Source organism: Lachnospira multipara ATCC 19207 (assembly GCF_000424105.1).
GTDB lineage: Bacteria > Bacillota > Clostridia > Lachnospirales > Lachnospiraceae > Lachnospira > Lachnospira multipara.
Genome location: NZ_AUJG01000001.1, coordinates 524,219 through 543,568, shown reverse-complemented (window position 1 = coordinate 543,568; position 19,350 = coordinate 524,219). Strand labels below are relative to the sequence as shown.

The following is a 19,350-nucleotide window of genomic DNA, read 5'->3' as shown; positions in this document are numbered from 1 at the left end:
AAGATGCAAAATCAATTTCTATATCACCTAAACCATCATCCCCCTGATCAGCAACGACATTTTCAGTAGTTGTCTGCTCAGATTGAGTGTTTCCACATCCTACCAGTAAAAGTGCGAAGACCAATACTAATGAGATTATTCGTTTCATTCATCGTCCCCCTTATCATTCACCATTTCTTCATCTGACCCTTGTTCTTCAGGATCCTCGATATCAGTAGGATTAGTCGATGGTTTCTTCTTTCCTAATGCTTTTATTAAGACAAAAGCAACCAATACTGCAATAGCCGCTAATACAACTATCCACATATTATTTGTGTTTTTTCCTTGAACATCATTTTCCTGAATTGGCTTCTCTGTTGTTTGAGAATCTTCCTGCTCGACTGTTTCCCGTGTTGGTAAGGTTATTGTTCCATCTTCTTCAATAGTAGCACCCTCTGCCAGCATTTCTTTGATGTAATCTATATCCTTTCCAGTAGTTACGTATGCCTTTAATACTGGATCCGAACCAACATATATTTTTTTCTCTGTCTCTGCCTTTGTATAAAGATTCTTAACAGTTATTACATATACTCCTGGATCTGTAAATCTTTCTCCATCAGAAGCTGCTTTATTAAACCTGGTATCTTCAACTAATGATCCATCCGCTTCAACATAATTCTGCTTTTTTACATCGATTGTAAGGTATCTAGATTTCGCCAAATCCAAATAAAATCCGTTTTCCGTGAAAGATGTATTTACCAGTTCACTTCCAGTAGTTACGTCAAACGGATATACCATGCAGTTACCGTTTCGTACAGAAAACTTTATAAGCATTTGATAATGATTATATCCGTCCGGTCCAAATTTTTTCTCATGGATCTCATAATCAAGAGCTATCTCATAGTCACCCTCTTCATAAAAGAGAACCTCAGTTGTCGCTCCTTTTTCTACACCTTTTAAATAATTCGTATACGGTTCAACATATGTCGTTTTATTCTGATAATCTGTGTACTTGACTAAAAGTGTTCCCTTTCCAAAATTGGTTCTTTCGTCTTTTGTAATTCCGAAGTACTCATCGTATCCGTTATCATCATTAGAAATAACAAGAGAATCATCGCCATTTAACGCTGCAATATCTTGTTCCAACTCAAAAGTAAGCTGTACTTTGTCTCCTACGCTTTTGAGGAATACAGGATTTCCATCTTCATCCTTTGTCGTACGTGTAAATCCAGAAATACGAAACTGGCCCAAATCCCATCCATAATGTACATCTGAGTCTTTCATATTTTTGTCTTTACCATATCCGGCATCATCCTTAGTCTGTACAGTTCCCAAATAATATGCATTATCTGTGGAATCTGCCCTTACCTGCATTTGCTGTATAATTATCGCCATGGCAATGATAAACACTGTCAATGCCATCATTATCCGCTGTCTCATTAAGTATTTCCTCCCATAATCAGTTGTTTTTAATGTTATCTATGCTATGTTTTATATCTCCCACCGCTTGCATTGCTTTATCTAATATTTACACCTCCAAGTTTTTTATATCTTCTAAATACTTTATCTTCATTTGTTACGACATTTTTTGCGACATTTATTACGACATCATGTTCATTTTGCGCCTTACTAATTTCTTACAAGGCATCGCGAATCATACCAAGCAATATAACTATCCAGCTATCAAATATACGTTATCTTTATCAAAACATATTTCTGTAGTCTTATCATAAATCAGAATCATATCCTCCATCTTTTGTATAAACACTCCCGTATTAGGATTACTTACCTCCGCAAATGATTCAATTACTTCCTTGCTTATACGTGATGCATTTGATTTAAGCTTTCCACCTGCATCTTGAAGGAATTCATCAACTGCTCCTTTTTTTATCTTAGGAATGCTTCCAATAAGCTTACCCATAGCATTACTTGCCGTTCCAAGTCCTTTTAGCACATTTGATTCAATAGAACCATTTGAAAGCTTTTCCAAGAACAATGAACATTCACTAAAACAATTGCGATACTCATCAGAATTTTTCCTTATCTCATTGATTGCTGCCTGAATATTCTCCTCCTTAAAATTACCACTCAGCATAATCTCTACCAACGATGCTAAAGAAAATGAATATAAGGAAAGCCTATAATACTTAAACTTTTTTTGTAATTCGTTCAATGTATTATTTACCTGTCCTTGGGCAACCACTATTTTATTAGACTTCAAAGCATCTGAAACACTTTTTTGAAAAGAAATCATGTTTTTCCTTGATGTTCTTTTTATATCTAGAACCATCTTATGATTGCTAGCTATATAATGCTCATTATCCCAATTATACTTATACTTTTGGATAATCTCATTTAGCGTTACTACATCTGCTTCAATTTCAGATTCCTTCTCTATTTGCAGAAATGATAAGATTTGTTTTTCCATGTCTGCAATATTACCAAGTTCTTTTTCTATAGAAAAAAGGGCTACTGACATCATAAGCATAGCAGGATTCGCATTCATAGTTATAGTGCTAGTTGCTGAAACTGGATCTGCTACTTTAAGCTGTGCAAACTTAGAACCTCCTTCTGCGGTTTTAAATGCACCCCAAAAATTACCATTTTTTGCAACCTTAAGAGTATCGCCAACACTTGCATTAGCAAGCTGATACAAACCACTAACGTTCATTGTAGTTGTTTGAGTAACAGTATTCAGCGCTGGAATAAGAGATGATACTCCGGCACCCAAAGTAGAAAGTTTCGCTATAGGCATAGAAATACTTCTATTCTTTGGAATCTCTTTCGTCCTAACATCCAGTGAAATTTTTTCAGTCAGTGCAGAAATATCATTTTCTTCAAATGACAATTCATTGCTATTTGTTAATGTAATCTCTGACATTATCTAATCCCTCATTTCTATATTTTTGTATTATCATTCTATTGATTATGAAATACGTACCATTAAAAACCGCTCATACACCTGCCGCATATCCGGCTCAATCCTAGATAGCGCTTCCTCTTTATAATTATCAGGAACACCATAGAACGCTTCTGCAATTCTAGCTGCGATACAAGTTAACGTATCACAATCTCCACCGAGAGATACTGCGCATCGAACTACGTCCTCAAAATCAGTTCCTTCAGGATAATTATGATTTTGGATACTTACGCCCCCAGGTCTTCATTGCCTTTATTACTTCATGTCTTTTTGTATTAATCAAGGTCACTTAAGCCTAAGTGCCCTTCGTAATTCTATTATAAGAAAGATACCACTAGATTTTGAACAGAATCCATTACTTCATCAAAGCTTAAATCCTCAACATAATAATTATTTTTCTTAAATTGGTTCCAACGTTCTCTCATCTGCTTATCAGAACCTATGTCCTCAAGAATCGTTTGCATCTGTTCAGGTGTGAACACTGTACCTCTTTTCTCGCACGTAGCTAAAAATGCCGTCTTTAATGTTTCTCCATCAAAAGACTTCTTATGAGTAATCTCGTAAACATCATAAAAGTCTCGCGCTCTCGTGTTCGCAAATCCACGACTAAGAATAGTCTGTAATTTTTCAGCTAATAGAGTTTCGATATTGTATGACTGCAATTCAATATCTCTATCTTCAAACATCAATTGATACCCATACTCTACTGCTCGCGGGGTTATTACATCATCAGTCGATATATCAATTTTAATCGGCTGCTTAAGATTATCAAGTTTTCCTTCCATATGTACACGTACACCCGGATAATCAAATTCATCCATAATTGTTTCTATGAATTTGATTTCAAAAGACACGTTATCTTCTAACGGAATCCCACCAATTTCATTTACAATCTTTTCAATCTCTTCCTGCGTCAATGGAAGCGCCTGCACGGTAGCATCAATGTCCATTGTTGCGCGACTATTTAACCCAACCAATGAAGAAACAAGCATCCCACCTTTTAACACAAACTGATTCTTATACGCTGATATTGAGACACGTTCCAAAAATCTTTCCATAAAGTATACTCGTATCATAGACATAGCAACTTTGCTATCACCACCGGATATATTTCTTATCTTTGCTTTTAGCTGTATAGCAGTTTTTATCATACCATCACCTCAATGTATTTCATGATTTCATCTCGAATTCTTAAAGCTTCTGCATACTTAAGCAAACGCATTAAGTCCTTATCTTTTCTTCTCATATATGACTTAATTGCAGTCTGATAATGTTGAACTTCTATTTTGCCTCTCAGTTTTACAAGATCACAAATCGTCTTTTCCACATCATAGACCCTAACTGTGTTTCCAAAATTTGTTTGTAATTCTGTGATTCCAAGATTATAATTAGCCTCTTGTTCTTGCCGAATCACAACCCCTTCAGACAATAATCTGGTCCGATTAAATCTTGGTGGAACCGTCACAGCAATCTGTGAGTATTCTCTATCAATCAATCCATGAAGATACAACGCAGTTTCTCCGAAAAAAACAACTTTAGGATAACGAAGCTGGAGAATGTACAATTCATCCTCCCATGTGTCCGGCGAAATATAAATTCCTTTTGATACCTTCTCCAGTCCTCTTTCCTTAACATAGCTAGCCAAATACGTTCTGGAGATTCCGGCTTTCTCTACATCTTTCGAAAATAAGTATCCATTATTTTGTTCTAACAATTCATCAATTTCTTCAAACTTAGTCATATATGTCACCTCAGCATACTTTACATTGGTGTATATATTTTACACCATATGTACACCAATGTAAAGCATGCTGTAAGTCTCATAAAGTCTCATTTACACATGAGACTCAGTGAGACTATGGTGAGACTGTAATGAAACTTTCCTATATAAATCCCACCATTTCAGCATTTTTCAATTTTTATTTTACTTACTTATCTTTAAAAATCGCTCATACACCTGCCGCATATCCGGTTCAATCCTAGATAGCGCTTCCTCTTTATAATTATCAGGAACACCATAGAACGCTGCCGCATATCCGGTTCAATCCTAGATAGCGCTTCCTCTTTATAATTATCAGGAACACCATAGAACGCTTCTGCAATTCCAGCTGCGATACAAGTTAACGTATCACAATCTCCACCGAGAGATACTGCACATCGAACTACGTCTTCAAAATCAGTTCCTTCCAAGAAGGCTGTGATTGCTTCAGGAACTGTTTCCTGGCAGCTTTCTACATGTCGATATGCTGGGCGGATCTCATCAAGTGTTCTTGATAAATCATATCCAAACTCATCCACAATATATTTTCTAATCTCATCCTTTGATTTTCCTGTACGAGCTAGGAAAATTGCTGAAGCTGTAGCTTCTGCACCTTTTATTCCTTCAGGATGATTATGAGTTACTTCTGCTGTAATCCTTGCTACTTCTCTTGTACGATCTAAGGTGTCATAAAGCCATCCAACAGAAGAAACACGCATAGCAGAACCATTGCCCCAGCTTCCATATGGACCTTCATCCTCATGCTGTAACCACCAAATAAATCTGCCTCCATATCCAGCTTTTGGATACTTACGTCCCCAAGTCTTCATTGCCTTTATTAGTTCATGTCTAATTGTTTCATTATCGCAATTCAGACCAGCTTTCATAGGATCTGCTTTCATAAGACCTGCTTTCTTAAGACCTGCCTTCATAAGGCCATCTGCTACGGCAATTGTCATAACAGAATCATCTGTATATTCAGATTCATCTATGAATAATGGGCCAAAATCCTTTATCTTCTCACCGCGATCAAATTCATAAGGGCTACCGACAATATCTCCAATAATTGCACCAATCATTATCTTGCTCTCCTTCCGTTCTTCTTACCGCGTTTCTCGTAATCACGATCAATGTCTGCTTTCCATGCGCCACCTGCAAATGTCATAGCCATATCTGCAGCTTTACATTTTCTTACTCGTGTTACGGCAGCTTCAAGAACCTGATAATTAAGGGCTGTTCCTACTTCATCACAATTATAATTTGCTGCTCTGTCTTTACTAATGCCCATATTTTCTGCAACTTCTATAGCATCAATATTGGCTCCTAGGAAAATGAATTCCCAGTGATACTTTTCTTGCTGACGCTTGATTAGTCGCTTAACATCCTTGAAAGAATAATGTCTGCTAGCATTTTCCAAGCCATCTGTTGTAATAACAAACAAGGTCTTAGCCGGTCTATCTTCTTCTCTTGCATACTTATGAACATTACCGATATGATGAATTACTCCACCTACCGCATCCAAAAGTGCTGTGCAGCCACGAACATAATAATCTTCTTCTGTAAGTTTCTTTACTTCACCAATAGCTACTCTGTCATGAATTACATCTGTTTCATCACCAAAAAGAACGGTGGAAACAATAGCCTCACCTTCTTCTTTCTGCTGCTTAGCTATCATGGAATTAAATCCACCAATAGTATCAGATTCAAGTCCGCTCATAGAGCCACTTCTATCAAGAATAAATACGATTTCTGTTAAGTTTTCTCTCATAGTGATTACCTCCGTAATTAGCTTATTTGCTTGTTTCTGAGGTAATTATATCTTGATATTAATTTATGCCGGTCACTTGCCAGGCGACATTTACTAGACTTGCGTACCAAGCAGTTGTTCTCCATGTTCAAAAAGAGCTAGATTGATTTCATATATGTCAAAAGCTTTCTTCTCGATAAAGTACTGCACTATAACATCCTGCTTACTGCATGGAGATAATGCCAGTCCTGCTCTTGAAAGAAGATCCTTTGTATCATCTAAATTCAATTCTAGGGCTACTGCTAAAGCAAGAGCTGTGGATTTACTAGGATTCTTTGTAGTTCCACATTTTAGCTTAGAAAATGCCTTTCTATCAAGATTCGCCTTCTTTTGAACCTCAACATCAGTAAGTCCTTTGGCATCAGCAAATGAAAAAACAAGTTCCATAAAGGTTTTGTCCAGATTATTTACGACATCGTCTAGGCTTCTTTCTTCCTCTAATATCGATTCTGATAAGCACACATCAGAAAGCATTTCCTCTTCATCTTTACGTGCAGCATTATTTGCTTTTGAAAATGTTGGAGCAGCGACATTAAAAGCTAATCCGCCTGCAAAAGATTCAGACCTCTGTACAACCCTTTCATTTCTTCCATATAAATCTGAATATTCTACTTGATTCTTTTCTTCTACATAATTGTCATTGATATACTCATCTATATCCCCATACAATTCAGAAGACAAGGAAACTGATTTTTCATCAAAAACCACAAGGTAAACATCCATATCACTCTCCGACATGAATGCTTCAATCTCAGACAGTGCTATCCTTAGAGCAATGCCTTTCGGAAATCCGTAGCTACCTGAAGCTAAAAGCGGTATTGCAAGGCTTGAGATATTGTTATTAACCGCAACTTCAAACACACTTCGATAACATTTTCTAATAATATCTTCCTCACCAGCTTTACCACCTTGCCAAGCTGTTCCCACTGTATGAATGATGAATTTTGCCGGTAAATTATAACCATCAGTAATAACAGATGTACCTCTATCAATAGCACCTATCTTGTGACGTTTTGCTAAAAGCTTATCTTTACCAGCCGCTTCATAGACAGCACTATCAATCCCTGCACCATATCCTGGCATAGGGTTTGCTGTGTTTACTATGGCATCAACTTGCATTTTTGTAATGTCGTTTCTAACTATTTGAAATGGCATAGATAATACCCCCTAATTATTAATAAGCCTTGCGTGAACCGTTATTTAAATCCTTATCAAAATCTATCTGCCAAAAAACCATATCTAACACTTTCATTTGCGGATATGGTAACCAACACACTTCCATCATAGACTCGACATTAGCTCTAAGTAGGAAAAAAGTTCCGTTACCAAACATAGAAACAGGCAATGCCACATACTCTTCTGCATACTCTTCCTCCAGCGTAGGAACGCCGCAGGAAACAGCACCAAGTAGTGCCACGCTCGTAAACTCAATCTGAACCTTCTTAGTCTGTTCAGTATAAATCTGCTGGAAATATATAGACAGGCTTTTGCTGATACTAATGATACTAATCTAAAACTAATGCTAACCTAATTTCTAATAGCCTAATACTAATTGCTAACAACTCTTCTATTCTTTGGGTAATTAGACATCCGCCTTATCTATTACTGATCCTGTTACTGTTTTTACTTCGTAAGGGCATCTCCATCGCTTAATTTCTTCATCAAAAGCATTTATGTCAACTATCCAACGCTGCAAGTATGGTTGATTTGATGGATTTCGATTTGCTATGTCCGTATGAACGCCATAATAACACTCAAATCTTCCTATTTCTTTGTTATCTCCATTAACGAGTTTTAAAGCACCCTTATCAAATTGAACAGTCCATTCGAATTCTGAAAGAATCGTTTTTCTTAAACCACACATTATATTACTCTGTTTAAAGCTTTCGATTCCATTCTGATGAATAGAAATGTTTGCGCTTTTGCCTTCAACATAGTCTTTTCTCTCTTGCAAAAACAGCCTAGCATTTCTCTCAAACACTGGCAAAGCATATTGTTCTTTCATTTCTGGAATATTCAAGTAACTCAAGAGATATCCAAAAACTTTTTGATTGTATGTATAATCTTCAATTGAGCCAGCCAACACTACCTCATCACTTCCAATACCTGTTTGTAGTACAGCTTCAATGTTTTTATTTCGTGAAGCTTCTTCTTGTAAAATAACATCTTTTGCGTAAGTGAAAAACTTATTATTGTTCCAAGGCCATATTGACGGCGAAACAAGTAAAGTATATGGTTCAGAAGCAGATAGTATTACTCTCGCCAATTCTGATTCAAGGCCTTTCCACCTTCCCTCAAACCAGTCCTTATATAAAACTCGGAAAAATGCACTATTTACTTTGTCACATACAACCAAACATCCTCCACTTTTTTGCCTGTTTAAGGGTAGTAAAGAAAAGTCATCGTCTATGCTATTTGAATATGAAGCTGTTCTCCTCTCCAAGTCCTCCAAACCACAATTCAATCGTTTCTCTAACCTCTCTATCTGTTCCATCACGCAATCATATCCATTAATCCATGGAGTAGTTCTTTTTGTTTTAATTAAACGCTTATGACTGTATTTTGGAATATCTGCAAAAAATTCTTTTTCTTCAATTAAAAAATTATTTTTAAATTTACAATCTATATTTTCACAGAGAATACTTGCATATAAGGCAACATTGAAATCATCATCTTTTGAATGCTTTACTAAACAATTATATATCTCAGCTCTTGAGTCAGGACACATCATATAAACCAACTCATAAATCATAAGTATCCACTCTTTAGCACGATAATGCATATGCCCCCAGCTATTTTCAATTAAATACAGAACCCGCTTATCAACTCGTAAACATGCAGCCAAGCCACCCAAAGCAGTTCTAGCAGCATCGGCATCTTCGGAAATTATTATCATAAGGAGGATTTCAATAAGTACTTCATATAATTCTTTATCCTCACACGAATAATAACTGGAATAATCATATCCTTCATCTAGTGTTGGTGCTTTAATATTATTTGCAGCTGTCATCCAACAATTAATGGTAGAAATCAAGTCATCTAAACTAGTTACCGTATATTCCTTACCTTTTGCCCATAACCTCCAGCCAATTAATAGTGGTAGATCTTGCGCAGGATAAAAGTAACTATTGAGTCCATTATGAATAAACTCCGTAACCGCCTTATCAACAGCTTGTTCCGTTCCAATTTCAAGCAAGAATTCTATAATGCTATTACCTCTCAGCCCATATGAAGATTTTCTAATTTCATATGATAGCATATGTTCCACTTGTTCATCAGATAATGAATCTGCATAATATAGTGTTTTTAACGCTGTTGAGACTTCATGGTTTTTTGGTGAATCCTTATCGTTATTATAATACGCCTCAATTATTCTGTTAGAATCCTCTACATCCTTGCTCTTTTCCTCATCATCACACCAACGATCTGGGATTTCAAACAATACCGGATTAGCTGCCAAATTAACATAAGCCGGTCCAATTTCAGACAGATTCTCTCGTATATTAACAATTCCATTTCTTAATGCATTTTTTTCAATTGCTCGCTGCAGCGAAACAATAGTACCATGGTCGCTCTCTAATCTCCAATCTAGTAAGCCAATTCCCACTGACCATAAAAAAAGCAGCTGTTCTTTGGTATTATTACAGTCTTTGAGATAACCAATTATCATTTCTACAAAATATGACGGTTGCGAGATACTTTGGCTAAATATTCGGCGATTCTTTAACATATTCAGTATCTGTGAATCCCCCAGGCTCCCAATATCAGAGTAGATTTTGCAATCAAGCGTATAATCCATTCTATTGTCGCCTAACACAGCGATTTGATCAGAAATACTTTTTATGTATTCACCATACTTCTGTATGAATTCAGGATTCTTATCAACAAGCTTGTTATACCAATTTAAAAGGTTATTAACGCAGTATTCATTATTCGAAGCAAATCCAATAATTGACCATTTTACTTTATCGATTGCTCCCCTCAAACTCAAATCATTTTCATAATCATACTTTTCTTTGGCATCGGTAAACTCTTTTATAATACGGTTTCTTTCACTAAGAGGTTCCATCCACACTTTCCCATCATCAGCCAACCATTCATCAATCCAACTCTGTATTCTTTGAGTATTATTTCTGAATAACAACATACCAGGATCCATCAATTGATTAACAGGATTATCTATAAATACATTGTCAAGTTCACACTCTATAGGACGTTTGAATTGTTCATCTTCCTTTTCAACTAGCAATATATAGGCTTTTAATATATATGCACTAAGATTAAAGGTTTCAGAATCCATTTCATTATGCTTCCATTTTTTACAATAAAGATTGCGTATAATCTGCTTTAAATCATCAACAGACTCATAAAAATGCTTGTTTTCATTTCTAGCTTTTAACCATTTTCCCAAATATGAGACAGCGTTAAAATAAAGCAAAAAAAATCTAGGCTTTTGATATTTATGTGCCGCAATATACATATTAGTGACTTCATTTGCAACAATAGATCGACTTTTATCTTGAAGATATGCAGCAACAAGCGCATAAACACTATAATAAGCCATTAGATTTTCTATCTCCACATCTGGCAGTTTTACGCTTTCAATCTCTTCCCATATGTTTACAGAATCCTCTACTTCCCAATCAACGGTTCCAGTTATTATCTTCAAAAATGTCAGTAACAATTTGCTCATAGGATTCGTTACTTTCCTTCTCTGAAGAGATTGTCTAATAGCCGTAATATCCTCAAATCTATTTGCATCAAGCAGTTTCTTAATACCAACAATTATCGGCTCAATCAAAAGTATATCTAAAGAGTTTAATGCTTCTTCTAATTCCCTACCATGAAGTTTTTCAATAATTAGACTCTCTGTCTGTTCAACAAACTCTTCTATAAAGCTTTTATTTTCTACCGTTGATAAATCACATAATAATTTGTAGTTTCCACAATTAACACACGCTTTTGATAATAAATCTGCTACCTTTTTTCCGTTTTCTAAGTAATGATCTTTATCTCCATCACTAATTAGATTTATAACATCTTTGATGCTTGAATCACCCAGCCAATTATAAAACAAGGTTTTTCCTCTATCTAACTCATTGTTTTCGAATAAATCATCAACGAGTTGTAACACATCTAATAAAATATTGACATTCCACTTTTCAGCAGGAGTAATATAGCATTCATAAGGCTGTACATTTATACTTCTTCTAGTTTTGCGAAAAGTAGCATCTAATATTTCGTATGAACTTCTATCAATTTGTTCAATCGTTAAGTATCCCATTGTAAGACAACGAAGATTGTCCCAATCAAGCGGTGTTTCACTTATGGCAAATCGCATTAATTCATCAGTATTTTTCCTTATTACATCTAGTTCAATACCATTAACATATGCTTCTATAACATATTCTGGAGAAAAAATGCTCTTAAATTCGCTTATTCTTCCAGCCGAAATCAAAAAGCGAAAAATATCTCTATAATATCCAATACTCTTTGTTTCAAGAGAGATATAATAATTCACCAATCCCGAATATATTTCTTTTACATGTTCAACGTCTCTTCCAATAATACTAGATAAATAAACACGAACATCATTATGCAGTACTGTATACAAACCATTTTTTTCTTGAAGAAGTGGGCTTAATGCCTTCAACACATTATTCCAATTTGAAGTACTTATCCCCTCTTCTTTGAAAATCATATTTAGCTTACTTGCACTTATAGCTTCATTAAAAAAAGCAAACACTCCAGCCATCTTATAATCAACAAATGGGATTTGCATCTTCTTTTTGGCATCTTCCCAAATTTGTCTATAATACTCTTGAATATTTCCACTTAGTTTTCGTTTTCTAAGCCTATCATCTAATATAGCTGGATCATTACAATTTACTGCTTCATGAACAGCAAAAATAGCTGCCAGAGTATTTCCACCGGCATATTTGCAAACAATATCCGTAACTATAGTTTTATTACTATCTGACAAATTATGGCATTTATCGTCTACTAATGATTTAATGTCATCTTGCTGAATATTGGGAACCTCAAATTCCTTTATATTAGATGACTCTGAAAACATCCAATCTGGGTAATTACCATAGTATTCCTTCGGTTGACCAGCAATTATAATTTCTACATTATCTGGGATATATTCTGGATTAGGTAAAGAAGGCAAAAAAGTATTCTCCTTAATCCCAGCTCTAGCTGCATGATCCAAACCATCTATTGCAATAACAAAAGCCCGTCCACGATTACTTGCAAATTCTGACGCAATTCTAAAGAACTCTCTTCTTTTGTCTTCAAGTCTCATAAAACTAGTAGAAACAGGAACTCTATATCTATATAATTGGCCACGCAAAATTTCTCTTAACTGGTTTAACAATGTATCCCAAAATACATTTCGATCGACTCTTTCAGAAACATCCGCAGGTAGATATTCTTTTCCAGGATCTATTGGTTCATACGCATAATAACGAATATCAATAATGCTATCTTTTTTGCAACACAGTTTACTAACAATATTTGTTTTTCCAGTCCCTGGAACCCCAGATAAATAAATCACTCTTTGAGTATTTTTCTGAAGGCTTAACTCCAATCTATCTACTAATTCCTGTCTGCTAGAGAAAAATGGATTTACCGGAATTATGTCATGATTATAGGAAATAACATTTTCCTTAGCAGATAATTCTGAATACACATCTTCGACAGTTATTCTTGAACTTTTTCTGCTAGAAACTGTCCATTTTCTTAATGCATGATCTAATTTTGATAATAATATTTCTGCTGTTTCATCCCCCACAGAAAGATATAATTTCAATTTATCTTTTATTTCTATGCCTAATTGTTCAAGATCAGGTTGTTCTGTCTCAATATGTAAACTCCTTAAAAATAATAGCTTATCTGAATTATTAGAAATACCAGATAATTGTTCGCACCATTCCTTCCACGCTTCTTCGTATCCTTCGAATTGCAATTTTTCAAAAGAATCAACCTCTGTAACTTTCTTCTGCAATTCTTTATAAAATTTAGTTAGTGGCGGACGCTTTATACTGTTATTGGTACCAGCCGAAGCCTCTCTATCTCCAGCTCTTCTATTTGTAAAAATATATACTTCAGACTTAATATAATTATCTTTTTCTTTGCCCCACGAAGAAGCCAACTCACCTAATAAAGAACTCTTAGTCTCTTTTGTCGAAACAAGATCTCCAAAGGTCAAAGTGTCTTCTGCTCTCGTATGCTTAACCTGAATGAAACGTGTAGTTCCATCATCATATGTTACTACCACATCATCAAGACCAAGTTGTACATCCTTTTGCAATTCAACATACTGAATATGACTGTCTGGATTAAGCATATCAACAATATACAGCTGTCCAACTGACCATTCATACCAATATGGATCTGTCATTCCAGGTTTTGTTTTATCCGTATACTTCATTTAATTTCCCCATTTTTTTAGTTTAATAGCAGATTTTTTGAATATGCATACTCATTGTAAAATAAATATACTTCTACACCCTTAAGTAAACACAATATATCTTCTGCTAATTATCTTTTACTCAAACCAATATAGCCTTTATATGCCATACGGCTTTAAAATATTAATATCTTTATTGATATTCTTAGGTTTTATTGTCGAAAGTACTTTTTTCTCTACTTCCGGAGTCCAATATATTTTCAACTTCTTTTGAGCTCTTGTAATAACCGTATAGAAAATATTATGAGTTATTAGCTTATCAAATTCATCTGTAATGACTATTTTTACAGAGCTATACTCTAAGCCCTGCGCTTTATGAATTGATACCGCATATGCAACCTGAAATAGAATAACATCACGCGCTGAATTATCATCATCTTCATCTGTACTCTTTAACTTATTAACATAAAATCTAATTACAGAATTTTTGGCATCCAGGTATTCATTATCAACAAACATAAAATCAGCGCCGAAGGCATCCATACCGTCAATAACCTTCTCAAGTTCTACATCAAAAACGTATCATCCTCCTGCCGTAACCTTCCAAATTCTAGGTCTTGATTAGTACTTCTTTCATCAAACACTCATACTATTCTACAGCCTTCGTTATAATTAACTAACGTTCTAGGTCTAAATTTCTCGATAGAAATCGGACTATGTTGAAATTCAATAACTGTTTCATTTTCCTATAAATAAACATCTGCTATGTGTATTTCTCCAGTGTTTTCATCCTTAAATCTCACTTCTAGAGACTCATGCGGAAACAGTTCTTGCATGTGAATATACCATTCACTCTTACTATCCTTATCTTTTCCATATGAACAGTTTACATCTACTTTATGAGCAAAATGAGGTTCTTTAATTTCTCCCTTTTTATGGACTAATGATCTACCACACTCCGGTCAGAAACATTCCCAATATCACTCTTCTGAATCCGCATATATTCGATTTCCATCTTTATCATGTGCTACGAGCATAATCTAATCCTTCTTCTATAATTCTGACTTATATGTTACACATCCATATTTCTCACCTAGCTCCTTCAATCGATTGTCTATGTACGTTTTTGCTTCAGGTGTTAGATTAAGCATCACACGCTGCTGGTGCGATTTAGCAACCTTTTCTTTTGGATACTCTTCCGGTTTGTCTTTCGTATGCATATAAGCCTTATACCCTAATGCATCTATCACTTCAAGCAAAGGGATTCCACAGTTAACTGGCGCATTTAGAATATTTGCCTCATCAATAATGCAATAATACGGGTATTCTTCTAACCATTGATATTTTCTAAACCACGCTTTTTTACGTGCATCATTTTTTGAATTATATTGTCTAAGGAAACCCTTACCTATTATCATTGGTGAATGTTTTCCTGATTTATCATATGAATGAACGCAAAAAAATGTCTCATCCAAATCCTCTACAGATTTAGCACGTTTTTCACTAGCTGCAGAAAAATTAGAAATATAAAACCGTCTCCCATTTTCTTCTATAGCTACCATTTCCATCGGTTTGTTACCATCAAATCTATCTTTAGCAGAAGCAGAAAATTTTAAAAGAATATTATTTAACTGTTTGTGAGTTACTTTCTCAAGTTCACCACCAAGAGCACCATAAACTGCATCCGTATTTCTTTCACCTATAGAAGCCTGTATTTCATCAAAAGCTTCATTTGGATTATTCTTAATAGCACGAGCTTTTCTATCCAATGCTGCTCCACGTACTATACTTACAACTCCTATACCGCCTGTGAGATTATTATTCTGTTGATGTTTTTTTATGTATAATTCCTTATACTCATTAATTAATTCTTGATTAATTACGCCGTCTTCTGACTTCTCAATTTCATTAAGTAACTCTATGTAATAAGAATTTAGCCTATGCTGAGTTACATCTTCATCTTTAAAATGAACTGAGAGTTCAATATTCCTAGACAAACCACCTTCAGTAAAATTCGCGCTTCCTAAGATAGCATCATACTCATCAAAAAGATAAAGCTTTGTATGTAATCCTATGAGTGCATAAAGCTGCACCCCTGCATCAAGCATATTCTGCAACCCATCTAATGTGTTAGAACCATCTAAAAAATCTTGAAGATACATTCTGGTAATAAACGAACACCTGACTCCTCTATTTGCAGCATTGCAAAGCAAGTCTGCCATTTTTTTTGAGAGAAATGGACTTATAATTCTTATTTCTTTCAAAGAATTCTCAAACAGTGATAAAACAAGTGCGTAATGGTTATCTGTAACAATATCAATCATATGGCCTCCTCCTATTTTGATAATTGAACCAAAACAGTTTTTTAAATGGTGCTTTTTGTTAATTCCTTCTCTATAAGTTCATCAAACACTTCGTTATATAGAAAAACACTTTCCGGAAATCCTATCCACTGATAAAAGAAAGATTCGGGGAAATAATCATCTTGGCTCAATATATCATCAAATTTACCATCCATATCTTCCTCATGAAGCTTCTTGTGCTCCATCAGCATCAGATACTCATCTGAAAAAGGTTCCACCATAACAGCCTCGCCCTGCACCTGTAAGCTCTTTAACTGACCAAATCCACCATAAGGTTCAAAGATAGCAATGCCCACATTCTTATTCACCTTCAGCCCCTTAAACTTCAGCCCGCCTTCGGAAAAAAGTAAAAACAACCCTTCACAAAGTTGTATTCAATCGATGTATTGCGCACCATATCAGCAGAGGCTGTAGCCAGTGCGCAAGTATTATGCGCACCGATGAAGCTTTCAATCTTTTCTTTTAATGCTGCTGCCTCCATATGAACAGAGTCGCGATCACGCTCTATCCAATGGGTTGCAGCTAAGTCGTAATTTGGTTGATACATAATAATCATACCCGACTATTGCTATGCTATTAAAGATGTAGTTCTAATACTTTCTAGCCTATCAACAAATCTTTGTAATTCTTCCTTATCCACTGGATTTTCTTCACTTTCTGTCCCTTTATGAAGATCTCCACCAGACACCCTATTATGAATGCTTTTTAAGTCATCAATAGTATTAACGTCAACCGATACTTTTTTTAATCCATTCCAATCAATTCTGCTGCTTTTTCTACTAAAACGTGTTGGAACTTGTTTATTAAAAACAACCTCATCAATCAAACACTCCACCGATTTTCTTATGTATACGCATGTCTTATCTTTCTCAACGAATGGTGATTCAGCTAATAATTTTTTACTCTCTGAAATAAAAAACTCAGCATTCTCTTGATTCTTCTCAAACACAACGCCTTTATCATTTTTTCCTTCTGAATGTGTTTCATAAACATAGATATGCTTTCCCTTACTCTTATTACATGCCGATTTCATCGTTTTACACACATGTCCAAAGTCGCTTACCTCTATACAATCTAAAAACATCCTATTATGAGTAAACACAATCACTTGATTCTCTAATTGTAATAAAACATCTGCAAAAGCTGCCATCATCTTATGATCTAAACTATTGACTGGATCATCTAAAATAATTGTGCTTTTATTTTCTGCGACAAAAATCTCAGCCAAAAACAGTGCCAAAGCACATACCTTCTGTTCCCCTTCACTTAAGATATTAGCAATTTTTTTATGTGTACTAATAACAAGTTCCGTCTGTTGTACGCCTTTACTATTAGAGCCCACTAATTCTATAGTTTTGTCTTTAACACCCATAAGTGATAAGTTCTTTTCAAACTTATCTTTCAATTGAGAGGTTAACAAATCTTGATTGGCCTTTTTAGCAACTGCTGTTATTTTGTTTGTAGATTTAGAATCAACAGTTTTCTTTAATTCTGATATTTTATTCTTCTTCTGAATAAGATCTATGATATTTTTCTTCTGCGAATCTATGGATTGAATCTCCATCAATACTGCTATTTTGTTTTTTGCCTCAATTAAACTCTTTTTTCTCTCCTCGTCAGATTCATTTAGTTTTAATATCTGCTCGGAGATATTATCCGCATACGCTTTTATACAATCTGCATTAGTTATTTCGCATTCACCAATTACCTCAGCACTTTTATCACGAATTGACTGTGCTAAATCTTTTTTAATCTTTTTCACATTAGCTAATAACATATCAATCTTATTTACATCAGCGCCAAGAAATCCCAATCCCATTTCTTCCAATTCTGGTATAGTAATTCTTTTACAATCATTTTCTAGTTTGCTAATTGCTTTTTCCGCAATATGTAATCCTTCTGTTGATTTATCCTTCAAAAAAATGGTATATGCTTCTGCAATTTCCAATGCATTATCATCATATGGTCTGTGGCAGTATGGGCAAACATCTAATTTGTTTTCTTCCTTATACTCATCTGCTTTACGGATAAAATCAATCCACAAATCTGAACCTGTTCCTGGCAAAGATTTAAAAATAGAAATCTGCTGTTGAAGCTTCTCATTTTCAGTTAAAAACTCCCTATATTTCTTTATTTCCTCCTTTGACTCTTTAATGATACGATTAATCTCGTTTATACAATCTTCTATTTTTTTAGTTGCTGTATTACATAACGCAATTTCTGCTTGAAACTGCGCTATCTTGTCTTCCGGGCTGCTTTTTTGTAGAGACTCAACCAAACTATTTAACTGGTCCAATTCAGTTCTATCAGCCTCTGTGATTATTCTTGAATCAGCAATTGTTTTCTCATCATCATCACTAAACTCATCCTGCTCTAACATTATTTTTATCGTATCAGATAAAAACTCAGTATTTACTGTCGGCAGTGAAGATTCCATAACTTCTATTTCATCATATGCTTTATCCTTCAACTCATTAATTAAATCAACCAATTTTGCAAAAGAATCAAGATGATATGGTTTTAAAACAAGTTCATCTGAATTTCTTTTCTTTAAGAAATCAGATGTATAGCTAGAATCGAAAACCCTAATAGATTCAATATCGTCTATTATACTGGTGTTATTCCATGTTACTTTTTTGTCTACTCCCCCTAGAGAATACGATAATTCAGCCTCCATTTTATCACCAATTCCAGAATACACATTGTGCAACAAATCCTTATGTTCAATATTACCTATCATGGTCTGAATTAATCTAAAATAACTGCTTTTTCCTGAACCATTTAATCCATAAATTACATTTACTTCTTTATTTAATGTTATTGTCTGATTGTTTGCCAAAGCATTTACTCCCTGTAAATGTTTCAATTTCTTTAATACAACTGTATCATTCGTACTTGTAGTTGCAACTGCACTTTTAACGCATGTTGTTGTAACTGCACGACCTAACAAACAATCAACCAGTTCTTTCTTTATATCATCAGTAATCCTTCCTCGAGTAATAACAAAAGCCTCTATTACCAACTTAATCCATGCATCACATTTTTTGTCTGTAGAAAAATCTTTCAAGTAATCATATGCTGTAGCCATAATCTGCTGTCCTCTCTTCT

General features: G+C 34.8%; 14 protein-coding genes and 1 pseudogene. All 15 read right to left on the bottom strand.

Annotated features, from left to right (window positions below; genetic code table 11):
• Positions 1-144: 144 nt before the first annotated feature.
• Positions 145-1,419 carry a hypothetical protein gene (locus G600_RS13510; protein WP_027430493.1) on the bottom strand — a complete coding sequence of 425 codons (1,275 nt, stop codon included), beginning with the start codon at positions 1,417-1,419 and terminating at the stop codon, positions 145-147.
• 232 nt (positions 1,420-1,651) lie between these two features.
• Positions 1,652-2,860 (bottom strand): hypothetical protein, encoded by a 1,209-nt coding sequence (locus G600_RS0102310; protein ID WP_034245181.1) that lies wholly within the window; start codon positions 2,858-2,860, stop codon positions 1,652-1,654.
• A 356-nt stretch (positions 2,861-3,216) separates the two neighbouring features.
• Positions 3,217-4,050 carry a nucleotidyl transferase AbiEii/AbiGii toxin family protein gene (locus G600_RS0102305; protein ID WP_027430491.1) on the bottom strand — a complete coding sequence of 278 codons (834 nt, stop codon included), beginning with the start codon at positions 4,048-4,050 and terminating at the stop codon, positions 3,217-3,219.
• Positions 4,047-4,640 (bottom strand): type IV toxin-antitoxin system AbiEi family antitoxin domain-containing protein, encoded by a 594-nt coding sequence (locus G600_RS0102300; RefSeq protein ID WP_027430490.1) that lies wholly within the window; start codon positions 4,638-4,640, stop codon positions 4,047-4,049. The genes G600_RS0102305 and G600_RS0102300 overlap by 4 nt, the downstream gene beginning before the upstream one ends.
• Positions 4,641-4,837: 197 nt before the next feature.
• Positions 4,838-5,737 (bottom strand): ADP-ribosylglycohydrolase family protein, encoded by a 900-nt coding sequence (locus G600_RS13505; RefSeq protein WP_081669375.1) that lies wholly within the window; start codon positions 5,735-5,737, stop codon positions 4,838-4,840.
• A complete protein-coding gene (locus G600_RS0102290; RefSeq protein WP_027430489.1) occupies positions 5,737-6,426 on the bottom strand; it encodes a vWA domain-containing protein in 690 nt (229 codons plus the stop codon). The genes G600_RS13505 and G600_RS0102290 overlap by 1 nt, the downstream gene beginning before the upstream one ends.
• Positions 6,427-6,519: 93 nt before the next feature.
• Complete coding sequence (locus G600_RS0102285; protein ID WP_027430488.1) at positions 6,520-7,620, bottom strand: macro domain-containing protein; 1,101 nt, start codon at positions 7,618-7,620, stop codon at positions 6,520-6,522.
• Between the two features lie 19 nt (positions 7,621-7,639).
• Positions 7,640-7,882, bottom strand: coding sequence for a hypothetical protein (locus G600_RS15905; protein ID WP_027430487.1), 243 nt, complete (start codon positions 7,880-7,882; stop codon positions 7,640-7,642).
• Between the two features lie 165 nt (positions 7,883-8,047).
• Positions 8,048-13,900 (bottom strand): ATP-binding protein, encoded by a 5,853-nt coding sequence (locus G600_RS0102275; protein WP_027430486.1) that lies wholly within the window; start codon positions 13,898-13,900, stop codon positions 8,048-8,050.
• Positions 13,901-14,038: 138 nt separating this feature from the next.
• Complete coding sequence (locus G600_RS0102270) at positions 14,039-14,422, bottom strand: ATP-binding domain-containing protein (RefSeq protein ID WP_027430485.1); 384 nt, start codon at positions 14,420-14,422, stop codon at positions 14,039-14,041.
• Between the two features lie 203 nt (positions 14,423-14,625).
• Positions 14,626-14,829: pseudogene (locus tag G600_RS16205) on the bottom strand (hypothetical protein); the annotation flags it as partial.
• A 102-nt stretch (positions 14,830-14,931) separates the two neighbouring features.
• Positions 14,932-16,203 carry a phospholipase D family protein gene (locus tag G600_RS0102265; protein ID WP_027430484.1) on the bottom strand — a complete coding sequence of 424 codons (1,272 nt, stop codon included), beginning with the start codon at positions 16,201-16,203 and terminating at the stop codon, positions 14,932-14,934.
• A gap of 41 nt (positions 16,204-16,244) precedes the next feature.
• Complete coding sequence (locus tag G600_RS14890; RefSeq protein ID WP_051195318.1) at positions 16,245-16,550, bottom strand: hypothetical protein; 306 nt, start codon at positions 16,548-16,550, stop codon at positions 16,245-16,247.
• 17 nt (positions 16,551-16,567) lie between these two features.
• Positions 16,568-16,798, bottom strand: a complete 231-nt coding sequence (locus G600_RS14885) for a pyridoxamine 5'-phosphate oxidase family protein (RefSeq protein ID WP_155885917.1) — start codon at positions 16,796-16,798, stop codon at positions 16,568-16,570.
• A gap of 12 nt (positions 16,799-16,810) precedes the next feature.
• Entirely contained in the window at positions 16,811-19,330 is a 2,520-nt protein-coding gene (locus G600_RS0102255; protein WP_027430483.1) for an AAA family ATPase, read from the bottom strand.
• Positions 19,331-19,350: the final 20 nt, after the last annotated feature.

Excerpts from the sequence above, each read along its gene's own strand:
- G600_RS0102300 (WP_027430490.1), bottom strand. The coding sequence starts at position 4,640 with ATGACTAAGTTTGAAGAAATTGATGAATTGTTAGAACAAAATAATGGA.
- G600_RS0102305 (WP_027430491.1), bottom strand. The coding sequence starts at position 4,050 with ATGATAAAAACTGCTATACAGCTAAAAGCAAAGATAAGAAATATATCC.
- G600_RS0102285 (WP_027430488.1), bottom strand. The coding sequence starts at position 7,620 with ATGCCATTTCAAATAGTTAGAAACGACATTACAAAAATGCAAGTTGAT.
- G600_RS0102255 (WP_027430483.1), bottom strand. The coding sequence starts at position 19,330 with ATGGCTACAGCATATGATTACTTGAAAGATTTTTCTACAGACAAAAAA.
- G600_RS13505 (WP_081669375.1), bottom strand. The coding sequence starts at position 5,737 with ATGATTGGTGCAATTATTGGAGATATTGTCGGTAGCCCTTATGAATTT.
- G600_RS0102270 (WP_027430485.1), bottom strand. The coding sequence starts at position 14,422 with ATGGATGCCTTCGGCGCTGATTTTATGTTTGTTGATAATGAATACCTG.
- G600_RS13510 (WP_027430493.1), bottom strand. The coding sequence starts at position 1,419 with ATGAGACAGCGGATAATGATGGCATTGACAGTGTTTATCATTGCCATG.
- G600_RS0102310 (WP_034245181.1), bottom strand. The coding sequence starts at position 2,860 with ATGTCAGAGATTACATTAACAAATAGCAATGAATTGTCATTTGAAGAA.
- G600_RS0102265 (WP_027430484.1), bottom strand. The coding sequence starts at position 16,203 with ATGATTGATATTGTTACAGATAACCATTACGCACTTGTTTTATCACTG.
- G600_RS0102290 (WP_027430489.1), bottom strand. The coding sequence starts at position 6,426 with ATGAGAGAAAACTTAACAGAAATCGTATTTATTCTTGATAGAAGTGGC.
- G600_RS0102275 (WP_027430486.1), bottom strand. The coding sequence starts at position 13,900 with ATGAAGTATACGGATAAAACAAAACCTGGAATGACAGATCCATATTGG.
- G600_RS14885 (WP_155885917.1), bottom strand. The coding sequence starts at position 16,798 with ATGATTATTATGTATCAACCAAATTACGACTTAGCTGCAACCCATTGG.